25 protein-coding genes are annotated in these 24,175 nt (G+C 67.4%); 10 read left to right on the forward strand and 15 right to left on the reverse strand.

Going from position 1 to position 24,175, the window contains the following annotated elements:
* Window positions 1-165: 165 nt before the first annotated feature.
* Both ABEA24_RS27930 and ABEA24_RS27935 read left to right on the forward strand, forming a co-directional pair.
* Window positions 166-609, forward strand: coding sequence for a hypothetical protein (locus ABEA24_RS27930; protein ID WP_345434110.1), 444 nt, complete (start codon window positions 166-168; stop codon window positions 607-609).
* Between the two features lie 63 nt (window positions 610-672).
* Entirely contained in the window at window positions 673-1,182 is a 510-nt protein-coding gene (locus ABEA24_RS27935; RefSeq protein WP_345434111.1) for a ricin-type beta-trefoil lectin domain protein, read from the forward strand.
* 74 nt (window positions 1,183-1,256) lie between these two features.
* Here the strand turns inward: ABEA24_RS27935 and ABEA24_RS27940 are convergent, their stop codons facing one another.
* From ABEA24_RS27940 to ABEA24_RS27980, 9 genes are all read right to left on the reverse strand, one after another.
* Window positions 1,257-1,832: a permease-like cell division protein FtsX gene (locus ABEA24_RS27940; RefSeq protein WP_345434112.1), complete on the reverse strand. Its 576-nt coding sequence runs from the start codon at window positions 1,830-1,832 to the stop codon at window positions 1,257-1,259.
* A complete protein-coding gene (locus ABEA24_RS27945) occupies window positions 1,829-2,332 on the reverse strand; it encodes a SigE family RNA polymerase sigma factor (RefSeq protein WP_345434113.1) in 504 nt (167 codons plus the stop codon). Before ABEA24_RS27945 ends, ABEA24_RS27940 begins: the two co-directional genes overlap by 4 nt.
* 26 nt (window positions 2,333-2,358) lie before the next feature.
* Window positions 2,359-2,661 carry a hypothetical protein gene (locus tag ABEA24_RS27950; RefSeq protein ID WP_345434114.1) on the reverse strand — a complete coding sequence of 101 codons (303 nt, stop codon included), beginning with the start codon at window positions 2,659-2,661 and terminating at the stop codon, window positions 2,359-2,361.
* A gap of 32 nt (window positions 2,662-2,693) precedes the next feature.
* Window positions 2,694-2,999 (reverse strand): hypothetical protein, encoded by a 306-nt coding sequence (locus ABEA24_RS27955; protein WP_345434115.1) that lies wholly within the window; start codon window positions 2,997-2,999, stop codon window positions 2,694-2,696.
* A gap of 121 nt (window positions 3,000-3,120) precedes the next feature.
* Window positions 3,121-4,569, reverse strand: coding sequence for a dihydrolipoamide acetyltransferase family protein (locus tag ABEA24_RS27960; RefSeq protein ID WP_345434116.1), 1,449 nt, complete (start codon window positions 4,567-4,569; stop codon window positions 3,121-3,123).
* A 2-nt stretch (window positions 4,570-4,571) separates the two neighbouring features.
* Window positions 4,572-5,549, reverse strand: coding sequence for an alpha-ketoacid dehydrogenase subunit beta (locus ABEA24_RS27965; protein WP_345434117.1), 978 nt, complete (start codon window positions 5,547-5,549; stop codon window positions 4,572-4,574).
* Window positions 5,550-5,597: 48 nt separating this feature from the next.
* Window positions 5,598-6,719 carry a pyruvate dehydrogenase (acetyl-transferring) E1 component subunit alpha gene (pdhA, locus tag ABEA24_RS27970; RefSeq protein WP_345434118.1) on the reverse strand — a complete coding sequence of 374 codons (1,122 nt, stop codon included), beginning with the start codon at window positions 6,717-6,719 and terminating at the stop codon, window positions 5,598-5,600.
* 219 nt (window positions 6,720-6,938) lie between these two features.
* Window positions 6,939-8,549 carry a hypothetical protein gene (locus tag ABEA24_RS27975; protein ID WP_345434119.1) on the reverse strand — a complete coding sequence of 537 codons (1,611 nt, stop codon included), beginning with the start codon at window positions 8,547-8,549 and terminating at the stop codon, window positions 6,939-6,941.
* Between the two features lie 44 nt (window positions 8,550-8,593).
* Complete coding sequence (locus tag ABEA24_RS27980; protein WP_345434120.1) at window positions 8,594-10,441, reverse strand: hypothetical protein; 1,848 nt, start codon at window positions 10,439-10,441, stop codon at window positions 8,594-8,596.
* Between the two features lie 121 nt (window positions 10,442-10,562).
* Between ABEA24_RS27980 and purS the strand changes: the two genes are divergently transcribed.
* The 4 genes from purS (at window position 10,563) to purL (ending at window position 14,456) form a co-directional block, all read left to right on the forward strand.
* Window positions 10,563-10,805 carry a phosphoribosylformylglycinamidine synthase subunit PurS gene (gene purS, locus ABEA24_RS27985; RefSeq protein ID WP_252845398.1) on the forward strand — a complete coding sequence of 81 codons (243 nt, stop codon included), beginning with the start codon at window positions 10,563-10,565 and terminating at the stop codon, window positions 10,803-10,805.
* A 130-nt stretch (window positions 10,806-10,935) separates the two neighbouring features.
* Window positions 10,936-11,379: an ATP-binding protein gene (locus ABEA24_RS27990; protein WP_345434122.1), complete on the forward strand. Its 444-nt coding sequence runs from the start codon at window positions 10,936-10,938 to the stop codon at window positions 11,377-11,379.
* 51 nt (window positions 11,380-11,430) lie between these two features.
* Window positions 11,431-12,108: a phosphoribosylformylglycinamidine synthase subunit PurQ gene (gene purQ / locus ABEA24_RS27995; protein WP_345434123.1), complete on the forward strand. Its 678-nt coding sequence runs from the start codon at window positions 11,431-11,433 to the stop codon at window positions 12,106-12,108.
* Window positions 12,105-14,456: a phosphoribosylformylglycinamidine synthase subunit PurL gene (gene purL, locus ABEA24_RS28000; protein WP_345434124.1), complete on the forward strand. Its 2,352-nt coding sequence runs from the start codon at window positions 12,105-12,107 to the stop codon at window positions 14,454-14,456. Before purQ ends, purL begins: the two co-directional genes overlap by 4 nt.
* A gap of 38 nt (window positions 14,457-14,494) precedes the next feature.
* Here purL and ABEA24_RS28005 read toward each other — a convergent pair whose 3' ends face one another.
* Entirely contained in the window at window positions 14,495-15,163 is a 669-nt protein-coding gene (locus ABEA24_RS28005; protein ID WP_345434125.1) for a TetR/AcrR family transcriptional regulator, read from the reverse strand.
* Window positions 15,164-15,246: 83 nt separating this feature from the next.
* Here ABEA24_RS28005 and ABEA24_RS28010 point away from each other — a divergent pair, with 83 nt between their 5' ends.
* Window positions 15,247-16,674 (forward strand): MFS transporter, encoded by a 1,428-nt coding sequence (locus ABEA24_RS28010; RefSeq protein WP_345434127.1) that lies wholly within the window; start codon window positions 15,247-15,249, stop codon window positions 16,672-16,674.
* Between the two features lie 71 nt (window positions 16,675-16,745).
* Here ABEA24_RS28010 and ABEA24_RS28015 read toward each other — a convergent pair whose 3' ends face one another.
* Window positions 16,746-17,948, reverse strand: coding sequence for a helix-turn-helix domain-containing protein (locus ABEA24_RS28015; RefSeq protein ID WP_345434128.1), 1,203 nt, complete (start codon window positions 17,946-17,948; stop codon window positions 16,746-16,748).
* Window positions 17,945-18,253 (reverse strand): putative quinol monooxygenase, encoded by a 309-nt coding sequence (locus tag ABEA24_RS28020; RefSeq protein ID WP_345434129.1) that lies wholly within the window; start codon window positions 18,251-18,253, stop codon window positions 17,945-17,947. The genes ABEA24_RS28015 and ABEA24_RS28020 overlap by 4 nt, the downstream gene beginning before the upstream one ends.
* Before the next feature lie 153 nt (window positions 18,254-18,406).
* Between ABEA24_RS28020 and ABEA24_RS28025 the strand changes: the two genes are divergently transcribed.
* Together ABEA24_RS28025 and ABEA24_RS28030 are read left to right on the forward strand one after the other, a co-directional pair.
* Window positions 18,407-18,814 (forward strand): ATP-binding protein, encoded by a 408-nt coding sequence (locus tag ABEA24_RS28025; RefSeq protein WP_345434130.1) that lies wholly within the window; start codon window positions 18,407-18,409, stop codon window positions 18,812-18,814.
* Window positions 18,811-18,990 (forward strand): hypothetical protein, encoded by a 180-nt coding sequence (locus ABEA24_RS28030; RefSeq protein ID WP_345434131.1) that lies wholly within the window; start codon window positions 18,811-18,813, stop codon window positions 18,988-18,990. The genes ABEA24_RS28025 and ABEA24_RS28030 overlap by 4 nt, the downstream gene beginning before the upstream one ends.
* Before the next feature lie 66 nt (window positions 18,991-19,056).
* On the opposite strand, the gene ABEA24_RS28035 is transcribed toward ABEA24_RS28030, so the two are convergent.
* Window positions 19,057-19,896 (reverse strand): helix-turn-helix transcriptional regulator, encoded by an 840-nt coding sequence (locus ABEA24_RS28035; RefSeq protein WP_345434132.1) that lies wholly within the window; start codon window positions 19,894-19,896, stop codon window positions 19,057-19,059.
* A gap of 22 nt (window positions 19,897-19,918) precedes the next feature.
* Here ABEA24_RS28035 and ABEA24_RS28040 point away from each other — a divergent pair, with 22 nt between their 5' ends.
* Entirely contained in the window at window positions 19,919-20,062 is a 144-nt protein-coding gene (locus tag ABEA24_RS28040; RefSeq protein ID WP_345434133.1) for a hypothetical protein, read from the forward strand.
* A gap of 6 nt (window positions 20,063-20,068) precedes the next feature.
* Here ABEA24_RS28040 and ABEA24_RS28045 read toward each other — a convergent pair whose 3' ends face one another.
* Together ABEA24_RS28045 and ABEA24_RS28050 are read right to left on the reverse strand one after the other, a co-directional pair.
* Window positions 20,069-20,641, reverse strand: a complete 573-nt coding sequence (locus ABEA24_RS28045; protein ID WP_345434134.1) for a hypothetical protein — start codon at window positions 20,639-20,641, stop codon at window positions 20,069-20,071.
* 387 nt (window positions 20,642-21,028) lie between these two features.
* Complete coding sequence (locus ABEA24_RS28050) at window positions 21,029-23,371, reverse strand: amidase domain-containing protein (RefSeq protein WP_345434135.1); 2,343 nt, start codon at window positions 23,369-23,371, stop codon at window positions 21,029-21,031.
* Window positions 23,372-24,175 lie beyond the last annotated feature (804 nt).

A 24,175-nucleotide genomic window follows, 5' to 3' on the forward strand; every position in this document is an offset into this window, starting at 1 on the left:
GCGTCCGTCCGTAATGTGGACACGTTTCCAATATTAGGCCTCTGGGTCCAGTCGCGACTGGGCCCAGAGGCCTAATTATCGTCGTCGGCCTATGCCTGTAGCGGGATCGATCGCTACAGTGACGCCGTCAATGCGGTTCGCGGCATATGTGAGGATAACAAAGAGATGAGTTTTCGTCGGAGTCTGACCGTATCTGCGGTCGCCGCTCTGTCGCTCGTCGGTTCCGCGGCGGTCGCCGCTGCACCGGCCAATGCTGCCTCTCTCGGTTCGTGCGGCAAGGGCTGGCCCACCAAGGAGTACAAAGGTTCGCCGCTGCCCATCAAAAACGGTCCCGGCTACAAAACGGTCGGATATTTGCATTGGTGGGTAAAGTCCTACCCCCATTCGGTGCACCGAGAGATGTGTGTAATCGTTCGCCCCAGCGCACATAATAAAGCGCGCCTAATGACGGCCGGGGTTCAGATCATACACAAAGGCGCGTATCCGGCTGAGCGTACCTCTAAGTATTTCGTGAAACAGCAGCATGCGATCAGCGGCACGTTCAGGGCATACGGTGCAATCACGATCGGCAAGGCTCTGTACAACCGTAACGGTCCCTGGCAGAGCTGACCCGTCCGCGAGCCACCGCCAGGGGCAAGGGCGGTTATGAACTCGGATGAGAAAGGACGGACTATGCGCAAACGGAGTATGGCCGCCGTCGCGGCGGCCGCGCTGCTGGTCCCCGCTCTGGCCGCTACGCCGGCCCAGGCCGCGAGCAGCTTTCACTTCCTGAACGAAGAGTCCTGGAGCTGCATCGTGGTCACCAGCACGGCAGCGAATGCTCAGGCGCACATCAAGAAGTGTGATACGAGCACTACCACCAAGAGGAAGCAGCTCACCTTCCAGGTCAAGTGGGGAAACCACCTCGTCAACGCCGCCACCGGCAAGTGCCTGGACATCAACCTCGGCAAGAACAAGAAGCTGAACAGCGGCGACTCTGTCGTGACGAACACCTGCAAGAAGACTGCTGCCAACCAGAAGTGGTCCTTCACCGGTGACGGCGTCGTGACGATCGAGCACATCCATCGGGCGAGAGAGCCCTATGTCTTCATCGCAGAGGCGGGGACCAAGAACTGGTCGAATGTGATCGTGCAGACGCAGGGTTACCCGGTCCCCGACCGGCAGATCTGGCACACGAGGTAAGTCCTCTCCGCCTGGTCATGCATATCGTGGGGTTCTCCTCGTCTGAGGCCGGGAGAACCCCACGCGGATAAGGCTCACCGCGATCCGGTCACAATCTGGTCCACACCCGGCCGATTCGACAGCGCCGCCAGGATTGCCCGGACATCGGTGGGCCGGCGCAGGGTCACCCGAAACGAGTCCGGGATGTCGCCGGGACGGATGGTGTCCGCGATCTTCGTTCCCGCGAACTTCTTCTTGACCTCGGCGTACGCCTGCTCCGCTGTGACGCGCTCGATGCGGCGTACCTGCGGCATCTTCTTCAGCGCGTCGTCGATCGCGCCCCGCTGCGCCCGCGTGGCGCCCTGCCGATGGCAGGAAGGGTTGGCGGAGATCCTGGAGCAGAGGTATATCCAGACCTGGTTCTTCTCCGATGGCCGCAGCGCCTCGGCCGCAGGCCCGACGCTGAGGGGGACGGTCGGGTCAGGTGCCCTGTGCGGGAGCCCGGTCGCGAGGAACACCACCGCCGTGACACCGGCGGCGGCCGCCAGGGGAGCCGCGAACCGGAGCCGATGGTGGCGTACGGAGCGGCGGCGGAGCGGCGGGGGCACGGCCGGCCCCCAGCCGTCGGCCATGGAGTAGGCGTCCCGGATGCGTTCTTCGAGGCTTCTCATGTGGCGTCCTCCAGCAGCTTTGCGAGAGCGGCGAGGGCCCGGGACGTCGTCGACGAGACGGTGCCGCGGCTGATCCTCAACGTGCGGGCGATCTCTTCTTCGGGAAGGTCGCAGTAGAAACGCAGGGCGAGGACCTCACGCTGGCGACGGGGCAGCCGCGCGATCGCGGTCAGCACGGCGCTCCGCTCCTGCCCGTCGATCGCACAGTCCTCGGCCGACCATGCCGGCGGTTGGTACGGCTGCCGGAACCGGCTGGCCACGGCCCGGCGGCGCAGCACAGAGCGACAGCGATTCAGCACGGCCGATCTCAGATACGTCAGTGCGGCGGCGGGATCGCGCAGAGATCGCCATCGGTCATGGAGCCCGAGGAAGGCGTCCTGGACCACGTCCTCGGCGGTCGGCCCGTCGCCGACCATCAACATGGCCAGCCGGATTAGCCCGACGGCGTGTTCCCGGTACAGCTCTTCGACGTCGGCGGGCGCCCGCGCGGAAGAGACCATTTCGATGTCCACATTCCAGAGACGCCTCAGGGACGGGAATGCTGCGTCGCCACGTGGCCGGATCGGCGCGCGAGAGGAGTTGCCGCCTCGCTCGGACCCAACCGTTCCTCGATCCAGGAGCGGATGAGCGCAGTGGGCTTGACACCGAGTTCGGCGGCCGCGGCCCGAACCTCATCCATCGTCGACTTGGGGAGCCGGATCGACGACACGATCATGAGCTCGTCCGATGAGAGCGGCTCGTGGCGCTTCAGGTCCGCTTCGGCGATCTCCTGGCTGATGTCGGTCGTGTCGTAATGCTCGGCAATCTCGCCCAGCTTCTTGCCGCCCATATGCCTCTGATCGCTTCGATTCAGAGTCCAGGTCACGCGGTGGCCTCGATCAGCCACGCACGTAGCCGGTCATCGTCGTTCAGATTGATCAGCTGTACGAGCCCCCGCTGTCGGCGATGGTTGGGAGCATCACACAGTCGCTTTTGCCAGTCGGCGGCATATTCCCGGAGTGAATCGACCATCTCGGTGATGGCTTCATCGAACGTGGAGCCATCAGCGGAGATGGGCGCGCCGGGCAGGAACACGGACCAGCCGCCATCCTCTGCCACGGCCTGTGCCCGAACTCGGCTCACGTCCTTCCGATGAGCTCCAGCCTCGGTGCTGCTGTCGAAGTACACAGATGGACATGGTGCCACTCTGTGTCACGAGCCATGTCGTATCCGCAAAAAGGACCGAGGTATCGAGTACGCCATTCATGGGGGTCTCCGGGCCGTGGTCGGCCCGGAGACCCCTGTGGCGTCAGCCCCAGGCGAGTATGCGCATGGGGTCTTCGAGCATGGCGCCGACCTCGCGGAGGACGGCCGAGCCGAGCTCGCCGTCGACGATGCGGTGGTCGAACGACAGCGCGAGCGTCGTCACCTTGCGGATCTTGATCTCGCCCTCGTGCACCCAGGGCATGTCCCGGATCTGGCCGAAGGCGAGGATCGCCGACTCGCCGGGCGTCAGGATCGGGGTGCCTGCGTCGACGCCGAAGACGCCGACGTTGGTGATCGTGATGGTGCCGTCGGACAGGTCGGCCGGGGTCGCCTTGCCGGCGCGGGCCGTCGCGGCGAGGTCGCCGAACGCCCGGGCCAGGTCCGGGAGCGACAGGGCGTGCGCGTCGCGGACCTTCGGCACGATCAGCCCGCGCTCGGTCGCGGCGGCGATGCCCAGGTTCACGTAGTGCTTGACCACGATCTCCTGGGCCTCTTCGTCCCACGCCGAGTTGATCAGCGGGTTGCGCCGGACCGCCAGCAGCAGCGCCTTGGCGACGAGCAGCAGCGGCGAGACCTTGACGCCCTCGAAGTCGGGCAGGTCGCGCAGCCGCTTCACGGCGCTCATCGTCTCGGTGACGTCGACCTGCAGCCATTCGGTGACGTGCGGCGCGGTGAACGCCGACTGCACCATGGCCGCCGCCGTGTGCTTTCGCACGCCCCGGATGGGGATGCGCTCCTCACGCCGCTCGCCGTCGGCCCGTACGGGCGCCGCGGTGGCGGGGGCCTCCGCGGCCTGCCGGATGTCGTCCCGGGTGATCGACCCCTGCGGGCCGGTGCCGGTGATCGTGGTCAGGTCGACGCCCAGGTCCTTGGCCAGCTTGCGGACCGGGGGCTTGGCGAGCACCGCGACGCGTCCCCCGGCGGGTGCCGGCGCGGCGGCAGGCTCCGCCCGTACGGCCGCACTCACGGAAGCGGCCACGGCCGGGCTCGGGCCACCGGACGCGGCCTGGCTCGGCGCGGCGGCTGCCGCCGCCGGGCTCGGGCCGCCGGCTGCGGCCGGCGCGGCCTTACGCGGGCGGCGCTGGGTGGAGCCCGCCTTCACGCCGTAGCCGACCAGCACCGGGACGCGCTTCTGCTCCGGGGCGGACGGGTCGACCGCCGGGGCGGGGCTGCCCTCCATGCCCGGCTCCCGCGCACCCTCGGCAGGCGCGGTCCCCTCCGCGGGCGTCCCGGTGACCGGCACGTCGCCGCCGACGGCGACCGAGATGATCGGGACGCCGACGTCGACCGTCGTGCCCTCCTCGACGAGGAGTTCGGCGACGGTCCCCTCGTACGGGCAGGGCAGCTCGACGACGGCCTTGGCCGTCTCGATCTCCACGATCGTCTGGTTGACCTCGACGGCGTCACCTGGCCGCACGTGCCACTTGACGATGTCGGCCTCGGTCAGGCCCTCACCGACGTCCGGCAGCTTGAACTGCTTCAGCTCGCCCATGCTCACCACGCGAAGGTCCGGTCGACGGCGTCCAGGACGCGGTCGAGGTCGGGCAGGTAGTGGTCCTCGAGACGGGACGGCGGGTACGGCGTGGAGAAGCCGCCGACCCGCAGCACCGGTGCCTCCAGGTGGTAGAAGCACTTCTCGGTGATCCGCGCGGCCAGCTCGGCGCCGTACCCGTTGAAGACCGGGGCCTCGTGCACGACGACGCACCGCCCGGTCTTGCGTACGGAGGCGAGCACCGTCTGCTCGTCGAGCGGGTTGAGCGAGCGGATGTCGATGACCTCGATCGAGTGCTGCTCGTCGGCCTGCGCGGCCTCCAGCGAGGTCTTGACCATCGGCCCGTACGCGAGCACGGTCACGTCCTCGCCCGGACGCGCCACGACGGCCTTGTCGAACGGCGCGGCGTTGGACAGGTCGCGGTCGACGGGGGCCTTGTCCCAGTAGCGGCGCTTCGGCTCGAAGAAGATCACCGGGTCGGGGCACTCGATGGCCTGCTGGATCATCGTGTACGCGTCGGCCGGGTTCGAGCACGCGACGACACGCAGGCCGCCGGTGTGGGTGAAGTACGCCTCCGGCGACTCGCTGTGGTGCTCGACGGCGCCGATGCCGCCGCCGCACGGGATGCGGATGACCACCGGCAGCTCGAGCGTGCCGAGCGAGCGCATCCGCATCTTGGCGAGCTGCGAGGTGATCTGGTTGAACGCCGGGAACACGAACCCGTCGAACTGGATCTCGCACACCGGCCGGTAGCCGCGCAGGGCGAGGCCGATGGCCGTGCCGACGATGCCGGACTCGGCCAGCGGCGTGTCGATGACGCGGGCCTCGCCGAAGTCCTTCTGCAGGCCGTCGGTCACCCGGAACACACCGCCGAGCTTTCCGACGTCCTCACCCATGATGAGGACCTTCGGGTCGTTCTCCATGGCCTTGCGAAGGCCCTCGTTCATGGCCCTGGAAAGAGTCAGCGTCTCAGCGCTCACCGTCGCACTCCCCTCCGCGCGTACCCCCGGCCTGGGTCGGCCGCCCCCTCATCGGGACACATCCTCGAACGTCGACAGGTAGGACATGAACTGGTCGCGTTCCTCCGCGAGCAGCGAGTGCTCGGTCGCATAGACGTTCTCCCAGATCGCCGTCGCCTCGGGGTCGGGCAATTCTAGGCACCGTTTCCGCAGGTCCGAGCCGACCTCTTTGGCTTCGGCCTCGATCGCGTCGAAGAAGTCGCGGTCGGCCATCTGGTTCTTCACGAGGTACGCCTTGACGCGCTCGATCGGGTCCTTGAGCTTCCAGGACTCCAGCTCGGCCTGGAGCCGGTAGCGCGTCGGGTCGTCGGTCGTGGTGTGGGCGCCCATCCGGTACGTGAACGCCTCGATGAGCGTGGGGCCCTGGCCGCTGCGGGCGTTCTCAAGGGCCTTCCTGGTCACGGCGAGGACGGCGAAGACGTCGTTGCCGTCGACGCGGATGCCGGGGAACCCGAAGCCCTCGGCCCGGCGGTACAGCGGGATCCGGGACTGCTTCTCCAACGGCTCGGAGATCGCCCACTGGTTGTTCTGGCAGAAGAAGACGATCGGGGCGTTCTGCGCGGCCGACCAGACGAACGCCTCGTTGACGTCGCCCTGGCTGGTGGCGCCGTCGCCGAAGTAGACGATCGTGGCGTCCTCGGTGCCGTCCCGCTGGATGCCCATGGCGTAGCCGGTGGCGTGCAGGGCGTGGCTGCCGATGACGATCGTGTAGAGGTGGAAGTTGTGCTCTTTCGGATTCCACCCGGCGTGGTTGACGCCGCGGAACAGGCCCAGGAGGTCGAGCGCGTCGACGCCCCGGCACCAGGCCACCCCGTGCTCCCGGTAGCTCGGGAACGCCATGTCGCTCGGCCGCAGGGCGCGGGCGGAGCCGATCTGCGCGGCCTCCTGGCCGAGCAGTGAGGCCCAGATGCCCAGCTCGCCCTGGCGGGTCAGCGCGACCGCCTCAGTGTCGATCCGGCGGACGATCACCAGGTCCCGGTAGAGACCCTTGATCTCGTCGGGGGTCAGGTTCACGTCGTAGTCGGGATGCTCGACCCGCTCGCCCTCAGGCGTGAGCAGCTGGACGAGCTCCGATGGGGGAGACTGTGCGTCGGTGCCCAGGGGCGCACCGCGCGCGGCGTCGACGGTCACGTGCCACTCCTCGTGCGTTCAGGGCCGTTCGCGGGATCGCCGCGGTCGGCCTGGTTGCGCGTCACCCTTCCCGCGGGGTCCCGGCGGTTGCGGGAGACGTAGTCGTCATCGTGACAGACCTCACGTACCCGGGCGCAAGCCTCGGGTTCTACGGATTCGTACCCGCAAGGTTGTGCCCTGCCACCAACGCGAATCACGCTCCGATTCGGTAAACGTGGATCACTCGCGGGACAGTACGCGCGTCGCGCCGGCGGCGACGGTCAAGCCGAGGATGAAGCCCGCGACGACGAGCGCGTCGGATATCCACAGGTAGATGCCATGCGGCGCGAACTCTCCCTCCTGGCCGAGCGAGCCGATCGGCAGCAGCACGTCGAGTGTGTAGAGGAACGGGTTGAACTGCGTGTTGTGCCCCGGCTCCTGGATCATCGGGTGGTGCTGGAAGATGACGGTGCCGAACGCCAGCAGCGCCACCAGCCACGCGGTGGCGAGGAACGGCCGGTAACCGTAGCCGACCGTCCAGTCCTGGAGGTAGCCCCACACCCGGCCCGGCACCGGCTGCGTCGTACGGCGGTGCCGCTGCTTGGCGAGCAGGACGGTGCGCCGCTCGCCGTCGTGCCCGAGGGCGCGGTAGGTCTCGGCGAGCTTCTCGTACGGCTGGGGAATGTAGCCGTCCGTGTCGCGGCGCACCCACTTCAGCCGCTCCTTCGCGATCAGCGGCGGGTCGATCATCTCGTACGTGAGGCCGTCGAGCTGGTACCTCGGCGCCCAGGACAGCGGGTCGTCGCGCAACAGCTTGAAGTGCGCGTAGCTCAGGTCGACGACGCCCTTGATCGGCTCGGCGGGCCGCAGCAGCACCTCTTCGGCCTGGGCCCGCTGGAGGTTCAGCGCCACCCCGGCCGGGTTGCTCAGGCGTCCGCCGCGCAGGTTGAACAGGCCGCCGATGTGCGCGCCCGCCAGGCTGACCACACCCTCGGCACGGAAGCCGTCCGAGCAGTAGATGTCGGTCTCGATGCTCATGTCGTCGCAGTTGAGCGCCGCACGCGCCGGGTTGGACACCGACGCGCCGACCAGGGACAGGTAGCCGCCGATCCGCGCGCCGCGCAACCGGATCTCCCCCTCGGCGCTGAACCCGCCGTCGCAGAAGACGTTGGCCGCGACCGCGAGCCGGCTCGCGTACAGCGCCTGCCCCTTCGGGTTGCGCAGCCGCGCCCCGCGGAAGATCAGCTGCCCGCCGACGTTCGCGCCCGGCAGCCGGACCTCGCCCTCGGCGGTGAACCCCTGGTCGCAGTAGACGTTGTTGTCCACGACGAGGCGGTCGGCCAGCAGCGGTGCGTCACCGCCCGGGTGGGACAGGTGGGCGCCGGTCAGGTTGAGGATGCCGGTGATGTGGGCGCTGTCGAGCCAGACGCCGCCGTACACGTGACTGCCCTCGAGCCACAGGTGCCCGTCGATTCGCGCACCGGAGGCGACGAGGCCGGGCAGCCGGCAGCGCATGAAGTGGACGCTGCGCAGCTGCGCCCAGTAGAGGTGCGGGGCCTCGGTGAGCTGGCAGCCGGTGAGCGCGAGCGGCACGGTCACGTGGGCGTGCCCGAGGTTCAGCGTCCCGGCGATCCGCGCGCCCGTCAGGCGGACGGCGGCGACATGGCCGGGCTCGTTCTCCCGCGCGCCGAGCAGCAGCGCGGAGATCACCTCGGCGCGGATGGTGCGCTCGGGGCCCCAGGCGTTCGTGCTGTCGAAGTCCTGATCGCCGCCGGACAGGTCGACCGTCTCACCGCGGGGGAACGCGTCCCACAGCACGCGCTCGGGCGGGGTCAGCTCATCGCTCAGCATCAGACGAACTCCGGGGGAAGACGAGAGAACTTCCATGTATATCGCTACTGCCGCGAAAGAACTCGTGTGACGCCCGTGGCGATCGTGGTTGCGAGGATCCAACCCGACGCGACGAGCCCGGCGGCGAGCCACTGCTGCCAGCCGCGCGGCCCGAAGGCGTCCTCCTGCCCGAAGCCGATGATCGGCAGCAGCAGGTCGAGCGTGTAGAGCACCGGGTTGAACGGCGGTGCCTCGCCTGCCTTCAGCGGCGGCGGGTGGTGGGCCCCGAACGCCACCACACCGACGGTCAGCAGCCCCGCCAGCCACAGCACCGCCCGCTGTGGCCGGTAGCCGTACCCGACCGTCCAGTCCTGCACGAGGCTCCAGACGGCGAGCCAGCGCGGCAGCGTACGACGCCGGCGGCGCTGCCGGGCGAGCTGGACTCTACGGGCGTCGGCGTCCTGCCCCAGCCGCCGGTAGACGCCTGCCAGCTGCTCGTACGGCTGTGGCTGGTACCCGTCGGCGCGGTCCAGCCAGCCGAGCCGGTCGGCGCCCGCGCCGGGATCCTCGATCGTCTCGTACGTGAAGCCCTCGAGCCGGGAGCGCGGCGGCCAGCCCGCCGGAGCGTCGCGGAGCACCTCGACGCGCGCGTGCCGTACGTCGATCGCGCCGTCCACGTCCCGCGTCCTGAGTCGCAGCGTGGCGGAACGCAGCTGCCGGCAGCTGATGGCGGTCTCCCCGGGCGCGCTGATCGTCGCATTGTCGAAGCACAGGTCACCGCCGATCCGCGCGCCGGCGAACGAGACCCGGCCCTCGGCGGTGAACCCGTCGCAGCAGTCCACCACGCCGCCGACGTTGATCCCGTGCGCCTTGAGCGCCCGGGTCCCCGGCGCGGTGAGCCGGGCGCCGGACAGGTCGACGCTGGCCCCGACCCGCGTGTCCACCAGGTGGATGGCCCCGTCGGCGACGAACCCGTACTTGCCGAACAGGCCGCCGGTGATCTCCGCGCGGGAGGCCCGCAGCGCGATGCCGCCCGGGTTGGACAGGTGCGCCCCGTCGAAGTCGATCGATCCCTTCACGTGGGCCGCGTCGAGGTAGATCTGCCCGGTCGCCCGGAAGCCGTCCGAGGCCCGCAGGCTGCTCCCGACGGTGACCAGGTGCCCGCGCAGCGCCATGCCCGAGGGATTGACCAGCTCCGCGCCGTTCAGATCGAGCATGCCGCCGATCACGGCCGAGCGCAGGCTGACCATCCCCTCGGCGCGCAGGCGCCCGAGATCGAGGACGTCCTCCACCCGGACCCGGTCCAGGTTCAGCGCCATGCCGCCCGGACAGGACAGCCGAGCGCCGTCGAGGACGATCGCGCCCTGCACCCGGATGCCCCGAAGGAAGACCTCTCCGGAGACCTGCAGATCGTCCGCGATCAGGTCACGGGACACCGTCAGGCCGTCCGCGCGGAGCGCCGGCCCGCCGTCGATCCGCGCCGAGCTCAGCGACAGCGCGCCGTTGACCTCAGTGCCGACGAGTATCACCGGACCGTCGAAGCGGCACTCTTCCAGCCAGAGCAGGCCGTCGACGTGGGCGTCGGAGGCCTGCAGACCCGGCAACCGTGAGCCGATGAGATTCACCTGTCGCAGGCGCGCGCCGTACAGGGTGGGCCTCTCGGTGAACTCGCAGCCGCGCAGCAGGGCGGCGTACGGGACGTCGGCGAAGGACAGGTCGAGGAGCCCCGTGATCCGGGCGCCGGTCAGCCGGACCGCCGGGACGCGGCCCGGCTCGGGCGGTCGCGCGCCCAGCAGCAGGGCCGCGATCACCTCGGCGCGCACCTCGCCCTGGCCGCCGAGGTCGACGGTCCGCGCCGCGGGGAACGCCTCCCAGAGAGCGGACTCCGGCTCGGTCAGTTCCTCGGCACGCATGACGACTCCTCGGGGGGCGGGGGATCGGCCCTTACGATCCCATCGGCCGAGGGTTCGCGTCACCGGCGGCGCGGAGTGCCGTACGCTTCGGTGCCGTAGCTGCAGATCAGAGGGGGTTGTCATGGCGCGTTTCATCGTCGACGTCATGTTGAAGCCGGAAATTCTCGATTCCCAGGGCCAGGCCGTCGCCCGGGCGTTGCCACGGCTCGGTTTCGAGGGCGTCACTGGGGTACGCCAAGGCAAGAGGTTCGAGATCGAAGTCGAAGGGCCGGCCGACGAAGCGGCCACCGAACGTGTACGGAAGATGGCTGAGACGCTGCTGGCCAACCCCGTCATCGAGACGTTCGAACTCCGCGCAGAATAGTCGCCTAAAGTTAGCTCGGTCCCGCGATTACGCCAGTTTCCACCGGGGAAGCCTTAGCTTCGTTGAAAGAATCAGAAGACGGGGTCGACCCCAGGTCGGGGGTCAAGATGACACGAGGTGTCCGGTGGATATGAAGTTCTCACTCGACTTGCCGCGTGAGACTCTGAGCATCCCGGTGATCCGACGGGTCCTGGGCGATACGCTGCGCGGGTTGGGGGTTTCGGAAGGCTGTATTGCCGACCTTCTCGTGGCCGCATCCGAAGCCTGCACCAATGTCGTGCAGCACGTTGATTCGGCGACCCACTATGAAGTGATCGCCAGTATCGCCGGTGACCACTGCGTGCTGAAGGTCGCCGACACCGGTCGCGGCTTCCAGAGCGACAGGCAGAAAGGCGCGGGGCTCGATTCGGAGTCCGGGCGCGGGATCAAGATCATGCAGGCGCTCGTCGACGACGTCACCTTCGACAGCCGCCCCGACGCCGGCACGGTCGTCTACCTCCAGAAGAGACTGAGCTGGCAGGAGGAGTCCCCGATGCGCCTCCTGGAGCCCGAGCTGTTGAAAACCGCAGGCTAGACCCCGGATAAGCTGGGGCACGTCCCGACCGTTCCTGATCGGAGTGTGCCCATGTCAGCCCGTGTGGGCGTCATCACCTTTCCCGGTTCGCTGGACGACCGGGACGCCGCACGCGCGGTCCGCCTCGCCGGCGCCGAGCCGGTGTCCCTCTGGCACGCCGAGGCCGACCTCCTCGGTGTCGACGCCGTCGTCCTCCCCGGTGGCTTCTCCTACGGCGACTACCTTCGCGCGGGCGCCATCGCGCGGTTCGCCCCGCTCATGGACAAGCTCGTCGCGGCCGCCGGTGACGGCCTTCCGGTGCTCGGCATCTGCAACGGCTTCCAGGTGCTGTGCGAGTCGCACCTGTTGCCGGGCGCGCTGACCCGCAACGCCGGCCTCCACTTCGTGTGCCGCTCCCAGCGCCTGCGCATCGAGAACGCCGACACCGCCTGGACCACCGACTACGAGCAGGGCCAGGAGGTCGTCATCCCGATCAAGAACATGGACGGCTGCTACGTCGCCGACGAGGCCACCCTCGAGGAGCTGGAGTCCACCGGCCGGGTCGTCGCCCGCTACGTCGACGTCAACCCCAACGGCTCCCTGAACGACATCGCCGGCATCTGCAACGAGGCGGGCAACGTCGTCGGTCTGATGCCCCACCCCGAGCACGCGGTCGAGATCCTGACCGGCACCTCCACCGAGGGGCTCGGGTTCTTCACCTCGGTCCTCAAGAAGATGGTCCTTTCATGACTGAGCAGGTCCACACCTCCGTCAACGAGCCGGGCGACGAGCGGCCCGGCGCCGACCCGTCGGTGACCGATCCCGACCTGTCGGCCTCGGAGCCCGCCGTGCCGCCGGTCGACGTGGACACCGTCGCCCGCGCGGAGCGGACGCCCGAGCGCGAGCTGCCGTACGCCGAGCTCGGCATGAAGGACGACGAGTTCGCCCGCGTCGTGGAGATCCTGGGCCGGCGGCCCACCTCCGCCGAGCTGGCCATCTACTCCGTCATGTGGAGCGAGCACTGCTCGTACAAGAGCTCGCGCGTCCACCTGCGGCAGTTCGCCGACAAGGCGCCCGAGAGCGACGCGCTGCTCGTCGGCATGGGCGAGAACGCCGGGGTCGTCGACGTCGGCAACGGCTGGGCCGTCACCTTCAAGATCGAGTCGCACAACCACCCGTCGTACGTCGAGCCGTACCAGGGTGCGGCCACCGGCGTCGGCGGCATCGTCCGCGACATCATCTCGATGGGCGCCCGGCCGGTCGCGGTCATGGACTCCCTGCGCTTCGGCCCGCCCGAGGCCCAGGACACGCGCCGGGTGCTCGACGGCGTCGTCCGCGGCGTCGGCGGCTACGGCAACTGCCTCGGCCTGCCGAACATCGGCGGCGAGGTCGTCTTCGACCCCTGCTACGCCGCGAACCCGCTGGTCAACGCCCTGTGCGTCGGCGTGCTCAGGCCCGAGGACATCAAGCGGGCGATCGCGCCGGGGCCGGGCAACAAGGTGATCCTGTTCGGCGCGGGCACCGGGCCGGACGGCATCGGCGGCGCGTCCGTGCTGGCGAGCGCGACCTTCGACGAGGAGTCTCACCAGAAGCGGCCGTCGGTGCAGGTGGGTGACCCCTTCATGGAGAAGGTCGTCACCGAGTGCTGCATGGAGATCTTCGCCGAGGATCTCGTCGTCGGCATCCAGGACCTCGGCGCGGCGGGCGTGTCCTGCGCCACCACGGAGCTGGCCGCGGCCGGCACCGGCGGCATGGACATCGACCTGACCCTGGTGCCCCTGCGCGACGCGACGCTGCGGCCCGAAGAGATCCTGATGAGCGAGTCTCAGGAGCGCATGATGGCCGTGGTCGAGCCGGCCAAGGTCGAGCGCTTCCTCGAGCTCTGCAGGAAGTGGGACGTCCCCGCCACCGTGATCGGCGAGGTCACCGACACGGGCCGGCTGCGGATGACCTGGCACGGCGAGACGATCGTCGACATCCCGCCGGGCACCGCCGCCGACGAGGGTCCGGTGTACGAGCGGCCGTACGAGCCGCCGGCCGACCTGGGGCAGCTGCAGGCCGACGGCCCCGGCCGCCTGCCGCGCCCCGCCACCGCGGAGGACCTGCGCAACACGGTCGTGTGGCTCGTCGGCTCGCCGAACCTCGCCGACAAGACGTTCGTCACCTCGCAGTACGACCGGTTCGTGCTCGGCAACACCGTGCTGGCCATGCCGGAGGACGCCGGGGTGATCCGCATCGGCGACGGGCCGCAGGGCATCGCGCTGGCCACCGACGGCAACGGCCGCTACACCCGGCTCGACCCGTACGCCGGCGCGCAGCTCGCCCTGTCGGAGGCGTACCGCAACGTCGCCACCACGGGCGCGCGGCCGCTCGCGGTCACCAACTGCCTCAACTTCGGCTCGCCGGAGGACCCGGGCGTGATGTGGCAGTTCGCGCGCGCCGTCGAGGGCCTCGCCGACGCCTGCCAGGCGCTGGGCGTCCCGGTGACCGGCGGCAACGTCAGCTTCTACAACCAGACGGGCAGCACGCCGATCAACCCCACCCCGGTGATCGGCGTCCTGGGTGTCCACGACGACGTCGACCGCCGCGTGCGGATGTCGTTCAACGTCGAGGGCACCACGCTGCTGCTGCTCGGCGAGACCCGGCCGGAGTTCGGCGGGTCCGAGTGGGCGAACGTCGTGTTCCAGCACCTCGGCGGGCTGCCGCCGCGCGTCGACCTCGCGGCCGAGGCGGCGCTGGCGTCCGTGCTCGTCGCCGGGGCGCGGGAAGGGCTGCTGAGCGCCGCCCACGACCTGTCCGACGGCGGCCTGTCGCAGTCGCTGGTCGAGTCCTGCCTGCGCGGCGGGCTCGGCTGTGTGATCAGCCTGCCGGACGACCCGTTCACCGAGCTGTTCAGCGAGTCCGTGGCCCGGGCCGTCGTGGCCGTCTACCCGGAGCACGAGGAGCGGGTCACCGCCCTCGCCCAGGCCGCCGGGATCCCGGTACGCCGTCTCGGCACGGTCGGCGGCGACGCCTTCGAGGTGGAGGGCCTGTTCTCCATCCCGCTGAGCGAGCTGCGCGAGGTTCACCAGGGCGCCCTGCCCGCCCTGTTCGGCTGAGCGAGAGGCCGCGCCGGGCCAGGGCTTGTCCGGCGCGGTCAGCCGTTCGGGGCCAGGGCCCGGACGCCGGCGATGAAGATGTCGATCCCGAGGGCGATCTCGGCGTCGGAGTCCTGCCCGGCGGAGAGCGCGGGCGCGGCGGCGATGACGTGGCCGTACCGCTCGGGGGACATCGTCTCGAGCATGATGCGCTTGTGGCGGCGGATCTCGGCGACCTCCTCGCCCGTCATCGTGGGCTTGACCTGCGCGTCGCCGATGACGAGCGTGATCCCCGTGCGGAGGCCGTACTTGCAGATGGCGGCCGCCGTCTCGGGCTTGAATCCGCCCTCCGCGAGGATCGCCAGCCCAGCCTCCATGGAGTCATAACAGTGCGGGGCGTCGATCCAGGCGGCCATCAGCAGGCGAGCGGCGCTCGGATGCGCGCGTAGCACGCTCACGGCGGACGCCATCAACGCGTGGAGCCGGTCGTACCACGGCGCTTCCGGGTCGACCTTCGTGTCGACCAGCGACCACACGCGGTCGACGAGCGCGACGTGCAGCTCGTCCTTGTTCTTGAAATGCCAGTAGAGCGCCATGGGCGTGACACCCAGGCGCTGGGCGAGCCGGCGGATCGTCAGCCCTTCGAGACCCTCTTCGTCGGCGAGCGCCAGGGCGCCGTCCACCACTGTCTCCCGGCTCAGGCGAGCCCGTTCCTCATCTGCGGCCACTTGACAACTATACGCCGTACAAGCTTCCCTATACGAGGTACATGTACGACGTATAAGAACGCTGTATAGGAGAGTCGGGGACGATGGAATCTCGTCGACGCTGGTGGACCTTGACCGGGGTCGCGCTGGCGACCTTCATGACCTACCTGGACAACAACGTCGTCAACGTGGCGCTGCCGTCCATCCAGCGCGACATGCACCTGACGCTGTCCGGGCTGGAGTGGATCGTCAGCAGCTACATCCTGGTGTTCTCCGGCCTGATGCTCGTCGGCGGCAGGCTCGGCGACGTGTACGGCCGCCGCCGGCTGTTCCTGGCCGGGCTGACCGTCTTCACCGCCGCGTCGCTTCTCGCCGGGATCGCGGGGAACGAGACGACGCTGATCGTCGCCCGGGTCCTGCAAGGGGTGGGGGCGGCCGCGTCGGCGCCGTTGACGCTCGCGATCATCTCCTCGACCTTCCCCGACCCGCGCGAGCGTACGAGGGCGGTCGGGGTGTGGAGCGCGGTCGGCGCGCTCGCGCTGGCACTCGGGCCGCTGACCGGCGGGTTCATCTCCGAGCGCTGGCACTGGGGCTGGATCTTCCTGATCAACGTCCCCGTGGGCGCCGTGACGATCGCCATCATCGCCTTCTCGATGCGCGAGACCGGCGAGGCCGTACGCCGCCGCCTGGACGTTCCCGGCCTGCTGACCTCCGCGGTCGCGCTGTTCTCCGTCACCTACGCGCTGATCGAGGGCCACGACCGGGGCTGGACCTCGGCCCTGATCCTCGGCGCGTTCGCCCTCGCCGCGGTCTCGGCGGCGGTGTTCATCGCGGTCGAGACCCGCACGGACGACCCGATGGTGGACCTGTCGATGTTCCGCGAGCGCGTCTTCAGCGGCGGCCTCGGCGCGATGGTCCTCTGGGGCTTCGGCGTGATGGGCGTCTACCTCTTCACCGCGATGTACCTGCAGAACATCCTGGGGTTCTCCCCGACCAAGGCGGGGGCGTCCATCATCCCGATGGCGCTGATGATGATCGTGGTAGCGCCGTTCGCCGGAACGGTCGCGCGGCGCTTCGGCACGAATGTCACCGTCGCGGCGGGCCTCGCCCTCAACGTCGTCGGAATGGTCATGGTCTCGTTCGTCGGCGAGGGTGGCAGCTTCATGGACCTGCTGCCCGCGTTCGTGGCCTTCGGCATCGGCTCCGGCTTCACCATGATGCCGCTGACCGACGCGGTCATCGGCGTGCTCCCGCCCGCGCGGGCCGGCGCGGCCTCCGGCGTGCTCAACGCCTCCCGCGAGGTCTCGGGGCTGCTCGGCGTCACGATCATCGGCGCGATCCTGACCTCACGCCAGTCCGCGGTCCTGCGCGGCGGCTCCACGCCGATCCACGCCTTCCTGTCGGGCTACCAGCTCGCCATCCTGGTCGGCGCCGCGATCGTCTTCGTCGGCGTCCCCCTCAGCCTCTACACCCTGCGTACCCGCCGTGAGACTCCGATGGAGGCGGTTCCGGTGCCGGAACCGATCGCCTGAAGGCCAACAGGGAGATCACCGGTGATCGCTGTCATTGGAGACGCAGCGATCGCCGGTGGATCCTGGGACGGTTACGCGCCAGCCCTTTGAGCCAGTTCGCGTAGTTTGGGGCTGGGCGGGTTCTGCATGGTCATCAAATCGGAGACGAGTCGGTGGACGAGGGGATGGGTGTGGATCTGTTCGGGGGTGATGCCCTCGCCTTGCCGGAGCACGTTCACCGCCTCGTCGACCTGGCGCCGCTGGGCGTGGGCGCGGGCCACATCGATGAGCATGCGTCCGCGGCGTTCGGCTGACAGACGAGAGGTGTCGACCTGGTCGGCGGTACGCAAAGCTCGGCCGGCGTCGCCGAGTTCGACTGCGACGGCGATTTCGTGCAGGGCGACGTTCGCGGGTCCGAATTCGGTGTTGTAGTCGTTGCGTCCCTCGCCGAGCCGTTCGGCCATCTGATGCGCCCGCTCCAGGTGTGCGTAGGCGGACTCGCCGTCGTTGACGCGCGAGGCGGTCACCGCGCGCTGCAGCGTCAGCCCGCCCCACAACGCCATGGCCTCCGGCCGTCCTTCATCGGCCATCGGCCGCAGCGCGTCGGCCGCCGTACGGGCGGTCTCCTCTGCCTGGTCGTAGTGCTTGGAACCCAGGAAGACGAACCCGAGCCGGAAGGCGCCGGCTGCGACGAGGAGGGGATCACCCGTGCGCTCGGCGGCCGTCATCGCACGGTCGGCCGCGACCCAGGCCGCGTCCGGCTCACCCAGCTTGGCCAGTGCCGCCGAACAAGCCTGGTAGGCCGTGGCCAGTAGTTCGAACAGCTCGGCGCGCTGCGCCTCCGGTGCGGCACGGGCCGCTGTTTCAAACTGGGGGATCAGGTCCCGGAGAGTGCCGATCAGCTCGGTGTAGCGCCCGGCGTGCGTCAGCTCCCACGCCTTGTCGACCTTGCCGCCCAGGGCCGATGGATCGGGTGTCATCGGCTCGGTCAGCATTGCCCGCAACGCATGCGCACCGGACAGCACCAGCCGAAGGTCCGTGGCTTCGGGCGGTTCGTCACTCACCGCGGCAACGACCGGGGCCTCGGCCGCCAGCTCCGCCAACGGGACGTCCAGCGCCTCGGCGACGGTCTCCAGGACCGACATCCGGTCGACCTTGCGGACCCCACGCTCGACCTGGGAGACCCAGGCCACCGAGCGGCCGATCAGCCGCGCGAGTTCGGGCTGGGACAGCCCGCGTCGCTTGCGGTGGTCGGCGATCTTGCGGCCCAGTGCCTGCTTGTAGTCGGTACTCACCCGGCGGTTCCCTTGCCCGTCTGGAGCGTCAGCCAGTCGACCTCGGTGGCCGACAGGTACTGCTCACGCTCGTCGAGGAACTTCTTCGTGTGCTCTTGAGCTTCGTGCGCCTCGAAAGCGGCACGGTCACGGTAGAGCTCGTAGAAGACGCGCTGCAGCGGTTCGCCCTCGACGCGGTTCACCGCATACACCAGCGTTCCCGGTTCGTTGTCGCGGATCTTGCCGACGGTGGCCGCCACAAGCCGATCGAATGCCTCGGCGCTGGCTTGATCCTCGCATGTGAAACGGACGACGAGACCGAACATCCGGTACCTCCTGAGGCAGATCGTCTGGCCGCACGTACTAATTGTGCGGCACGCGTACACCAAAGCGGTTGTACTCAAAGTACTGCACCCGTACTTTGAGTATTAGCTCAGCGTAACCATCCCTGTGAGCTGCGTAAGCAGAGGCGGACATCCATGACGATCTCTACGCTTCCGGAAGAACCAGGCACCTGCATCTACCGGCGCGTCTTCCCCGGACACTCCGATCAGATCGGCGAGGTCCGCCAATTCCTCCGCACACACCTCGGCGGACATCCCAGCGCGCCGAACGTGACTCTGGTAGCCAGCGAACTGACGACCAACGCATGGGAGCACACCCGCACCGGCAGCCCTAGCGGGACCTTCACCGTCGAGGCCCGGCAGCGCGCCGACAACACGATCCGCCTCGAAGTCCACGACAACGGCGGCCCGACCGGGTTCGGCGAAACCAACCTCGACAAAGAAGGCGGACGCGGGCTCGGCATCGTCGCCGCCCTCACCGTCGCCTGGGGCGTAAGCGGAGACGCGACCGGCCGCACGGTTTGGGCGGAGTTCAAGCCATGACCGACCCCTACGGCCTCCAGCGCGCCATCGACGACTACTACCGGACGCTGGAGTCCCTAAGCGTCCAGGGCGTCAGCCAACTGGCCGACCTCGCGCGCCTCAAGGTGCTCATCCAGAAGTACCCCGACCACGCCCGCCAAATGATCACCGAGATCAATCAACCGCCCACCAGCTGATCCCCGGCATTCACTGTGTCCTATCCGCAGTGAACGCCAGGGATCACCGATATGGCGGCGCGCTGCTCAGGTCAGGACGTGCACGGGAGCGTCGGAGGCCTGGCGGGCGGCCAGCAGCCTCAGCCGTTCCTCGGTGGGCGAGCCGGCGGCCACGGTGTAGATGACGAGCAGTTGATCCTGGTCGCCGGGCGGCGCGAAGGTCTCGTAGCCGAACTCCAACTCGCCGACGAGCGGATGGCCGATCAGCTTCCGGCCGTACGTTTTCTCCACGACGTCCTGACCGGCCCAGAGACGGCGGAACGCTTCGCTGCCCGCCGAGAGCTCCTCGACGAGGTCGGCCATCCGGGCGTCGCCCGGGTACCGGCCGGCGTCGAGGCGCAGGTACGCGACGGTCTCCGCCGCGACGGCCTCCCATTCGGGGTACAGGGCGCGGCCCGTCGGGTGCAGGAAGGCGTGCCGAGCCGCGTTGGGCCGATCCAGGCCGGAGAACCCGGTCACGGCGTCGGCGAGCGGGTTCCAGGCGAGGACGTCCATTCGGCGGCCGAGGATGAAGGCCGGAATGTCCCGCATCATCTCCAGCATGCGGAGCAGCCCGGGCCGTACGCGCTGTGGCCGCTGTGCCGTGCGCGTCGTCCGGTCAGGGCGCGCCAGGTTGCGGAGGTGGGCACTCTCGGTCCCATCGAGGCGCAGTGCGCGGGCGATCGCGTCGAGCACGGCGTCGGACACGCTCGGACTGCGCCCCTGCTCCAGGCGTACGTAGTAGTCGACGCTGACGCCGGCGAGCTGCGCCAGTTCCTCGCGGCGCAGGCCGGGCACCCGCCGCCGGCCGTACTCGGGCAGTCCCACGTCGCCAGGCTGGATGCGGGCGCGCCGAGAGCGGAGGAACTCACCGATGCTCTGGTCCATTGGTCCAGTATCGGTGCATTCAGTGGACCAGCGCGCAGGGTCCTACCTGCACCGGGTCGACGACGCGATCCCCGTCGAGAAGTCGTGGGGCGGACTGAGCGAGCTGGAGGGCAAGCTGCGCGCGCTCTACTCGCTTTGGTTCCTGCGGCCTACGAACTCACCATGAGCACGATCAGAAGTCGCGGAAGGACACCGACCGCCCATGGGCGTCAAGCGGGGTCACCGTCCAGTATCGCCGACCATCGTTCCGTGCCGTGACGCTACCGTCCGGGTCGGAGTCGACGATGAAGTAGCGGCCTTGTGGTATCCCTTTCATTGCCGGAAGCGGTGAGGTCGGCACCACATAGGTCTTCAGCCCCGGGCCAGCGAGGCGGACCTGGGTTGCGTTTGTCGGCACCGGCCCCAGAAAGAAGGTCGAATAACCGGGCCCTTTTCCTGAGCTCCAGTAACCATAGGACGGTCGTGCATCGAACTCGCATCCGCCGGCAGACTGCTCACCCCCAACGATGAGGTTGAGGCATAGCCGCGTCTTATCGCCACTGGAGTGATGCTTGTGTTCGACGCGGGCGACCAGCTGCCACCGCTCACCATTCGGTCCGGATCCCTCGGTCAGCGGAATCGCCTTTCCCATCGTGACCGTGCTCGCATTGAAGAATTTCTCGTAGGCGAAGACGCCGACGATGGCGAAAAACGAAACACCGACGGCCAATGCTAGTCCGATTGCTGTTTTTCTGGTCCTTTTCACGTTGTGCCATTCTCGGTAACGTGTCGCGACTTTAGGTGACGGTTAGGTCGTTCGATGGTTTTCGTGATGGAGCAGGGGGGCGGTTGCCTCCTTTGCCACGGTCGGGACGTGCCCCAGGTCAGGAGCGTGGGCGGCGAGCAGGTCATGCCCTCGTGCAGGTACCGGTATACCGTCTTGACGCTGAGGCCGTCGTCGGCCGTGGGCTGTCGGATGCACTGGACTATGTGACGCTTGAGAGCACGTGAAGCCTCTGCCTATGAAGTTGGTCTCTGAACAAGACCATTTTTAGCAGAGGCTTCACGACCTTCAACAGACGGGGGAACCGCCCAGACGGTCACACTCCGCCGTACAGAGAGTGGCTCAGGGTGCCTCTCGCGTAATCATATGTTACTTCCGATGGACCCAGGCGATCCAGAAGCTTCCGTGGCCTCCGTAAGCGGCTTGCCAGACCGCGATGGATTCACGCACATTCCTGCTGTGCTGAGCGATGAAGATGCCACGCGATATCGCCACGATGACTCCAGTATGGGAGATCCCGCCGAATGAGCCACCACTCCAGTTGGCGAAGATGATGTTGCCAATTCCAGCTTGGCCGTAGGAGGTCATCCAAAAGCTCCCGGACAAGTTCAGATAATTCGCCAGGTGCTTGGCGCCGCCCCATGAGGATGTTGCTCCGAAGGAGTTGTGGGCCCAGTAATGGTCGTTTGTGTGATGTAGCATCCAACTAGAGCCAGACATTGACATTCCGCCGCCGGTATGCAGGGCCCTGGACGCAAAGTCGGTGCAATCGGGGCTATAGCCGTTGTTGTTGTGACTGTAGGCATTATTCCAGGCCCAGTTCGCGACACCCTGACGATTCGGGTAGTAGCCGGTCTGCGTGGTCACACCGGGTGGAAGCGTACTCTGTCCGTCATCGGTGCCGACATCGGCGATGTTGAACGTTCCCATGCTACCCACCGCAGGTGCATTCTGTATTTCTTGGTCGCTGGCTGCGGTGTCCGTGGCCGTGGCAGTCGAATCGGCCTGGTCGGCGTCGACATAGCCTGTCAGCGTTGGGGAAGAGCCGGCCGTGAAGCTGAATCGATAGTTCGTGTCCTCATAGCTGGGCTCACTACCAGGGCTTGATGTGTCGGTAGCCGTTATGGTGCTGTAGGTAAATGAGTCGCTGGCATAGACCGTTACCGTGGTGCCGTCACTCGACGGTACCACCAATGTATTGGTTATGGAGTTGAGCGGATTGGACATCGCTTGGTTGCTGGTGGCAAGGGCTGAGTGGATTCGCAAGCTGATCGCCTGCTCGGCCGTCAGCTGGTTGGCAAACAAGGCTCCGCTGCTACTGGCGGCGACGGCCGATGCCGCATCGGCGTACTGTCCGCTCTGCAGGCCGCTTTTTGCGTCGAGGAATTGCTGGATAACCTGCGTGTAGGTCGAAGATCCGCCCGCAATAGCGGTCGGTGTGATAGGGGCGCTAACGGTCGCTGATCCAGTGTTTGTACTGTTGATCGCGGCCACTGAGATCGTATAAGAAGCGCCGTTGCCGAGTGAGTCGATGACAGTGTGATCGTCTGTCGTATTTATAGTTTTCGCGATTGATCCGGAGGAGTCAAAGGCCTTCACGACATATCCGGTGACGCCGCCTGAGTCGCCCACACCCTGGGGGGCGTCCCATGTCGCGTAGACCCCGCTGTCACCTGGTACTACGTTCAACTGTGTCGGTTTTGTAGGCGCCGCGGCCGTGCGGTAGTTCACGACGATCGAGACCGAGTAGGTGACGCCGTCATAGATGTCCGGATTATCTGCCTCAAGCACGAGTCCGTTATTGACACCGCCGCTGGACGTCCAGTCCTGGAAAGCTGAGGTGATATCGGCCGAGACGGTCTTCGCTTTGACAGCCTTCTGATACAGAAGCGTTGAATCGGCTGCAGCTTTGAGCTGAGGGCCGGTCGTCAGGCTAGCGACGTCAGAGTCGGCTGGATATACGTCGAGTGTGCCCGCCCAGCTGGGATCTGGGTCGATCCCAACGCATCCATAACAGGCGCTTTGTGTGAGGTTGAGCGTTGCTGTAGTGATCATCGCGCCGACGGGTATTTTTGTGAGCTTGGGCTTGATTCCGGTGGCCCATATGTGGGTGCCGTCACCACCGATTTTGGCTGTCGTCTTTGTGGTGAGAGCGCAGCTCGAGCCGGAGCAGGCATTTGTAATTCCGTTGTATGCGGTGAAGTCAGAGGTGGTGAGCGTTGCGGATGCTGGAGTTCCGGTTTCGGTGGTGGTGATCAGACTCGTATCGATCGTGAAGGTCTGCGTAGGGGTTTTATTCGAACAGGCGCTCTGGTAGCAGGCCTGCATGTACCAGCTGTAGGTCGCCCCATTGGTGAGGATTCCCTCGGGAACCTGGTATGTCACCCGTTCGCCGCTTGGTACCTCGCCGGTCGCCGTGGGTGAGGACCCAACGGCCTTACCTGAGCTGTCGAACAAGAAGATCTTTCCGACGACAAGCTCTTGGTTGGTGTCTTGTACGAGCCCTGAAAGAGCTGGCGTCAAAGTGTTGGTATATCTGGCCTGTAGTTGGCTTGGAATGTCCGGTGTAATTACGTCCGCCGTTGCGATGCTCGGCTTCCAGATTGCGTAGGTGTTACTGGCAATGAATATCGCGAATATCGCGAGTAGGGCGAATGTTCGATTGTTATAGCTTTTTTCTGTGCATCTCGATTTTATTGGCCTTTGGAACATGGAAGCAGCTCCAATATATCTTAAGCGTTGTGATAATTTTTGAGGGTTGTGGCGTCTTGGTGTGATAGTCGCCATTATCGGTTGGCAGGGCGGGGTGCGGCGAAAGATCTTGTGTTGATCGGCGCAGCCGGTGCCGGCACTCGTGACCGAGCCGACTGGCCATCGGAGGTCACCTCCCTTCGGCTTCGGTACCGCACGCTCCAGAGAAAGTGCTCCGTTAGATGCGCGGGTTCCACGGCGCCTGGCCACGGTCGCCCTCGTCGCTCGGAACAGAGAAAAGCGACGGGATCGTAATGAACGCCGGGCAGAAGTGCCCTCACTGCCGCACCCTCTCGGACCGTCATGCCGCGCGGGACGGGCCAGGCGGCGATCAACAAACGAACGCGATCATCACCCGCGAAGAACATCCCGTCAAGATTCAGTAAGGCCCATGCACAGTATTGACGCGCTGCGGCGAAACAGATACAGAAACCCCGCCATATAGCGTTTCTCCCTGTTGATGCGTCACGCCTGGAGGGTTGAATGGCAGGATCCGGCCCAGCCAATACTCGAAAACATGCGATCCGCACATAAAGCGTTGCTGACCGTAACGAGAAATCCCCGTGGAACGACGATCCAAGAAAGGCATACGCGGCCTGGCCGCATGCGGCCATCCAGACCTCAACACAACCACCGCACCAAACACAGGCCGGCCACTCACCGGCTCCCCAGTCAACTCAGCGAACAGCCCCGACAGCACGCCGATCGGCCGCGTTGCGTCCGCCAGCCCGCTCTACTCCGCAAGCACAAGGAGCACGGCATGAA

The sequence above is a fragment of the Actinoallomurus vinaceus genome (assembly GCF_039542055.1).
GTDB lineage: Bacteria > Actinomycetota > Actinomycetes > Streptosporangiales > Streptosporangiaceae > Actinoallomurus > Actinoallomurus vinaceus.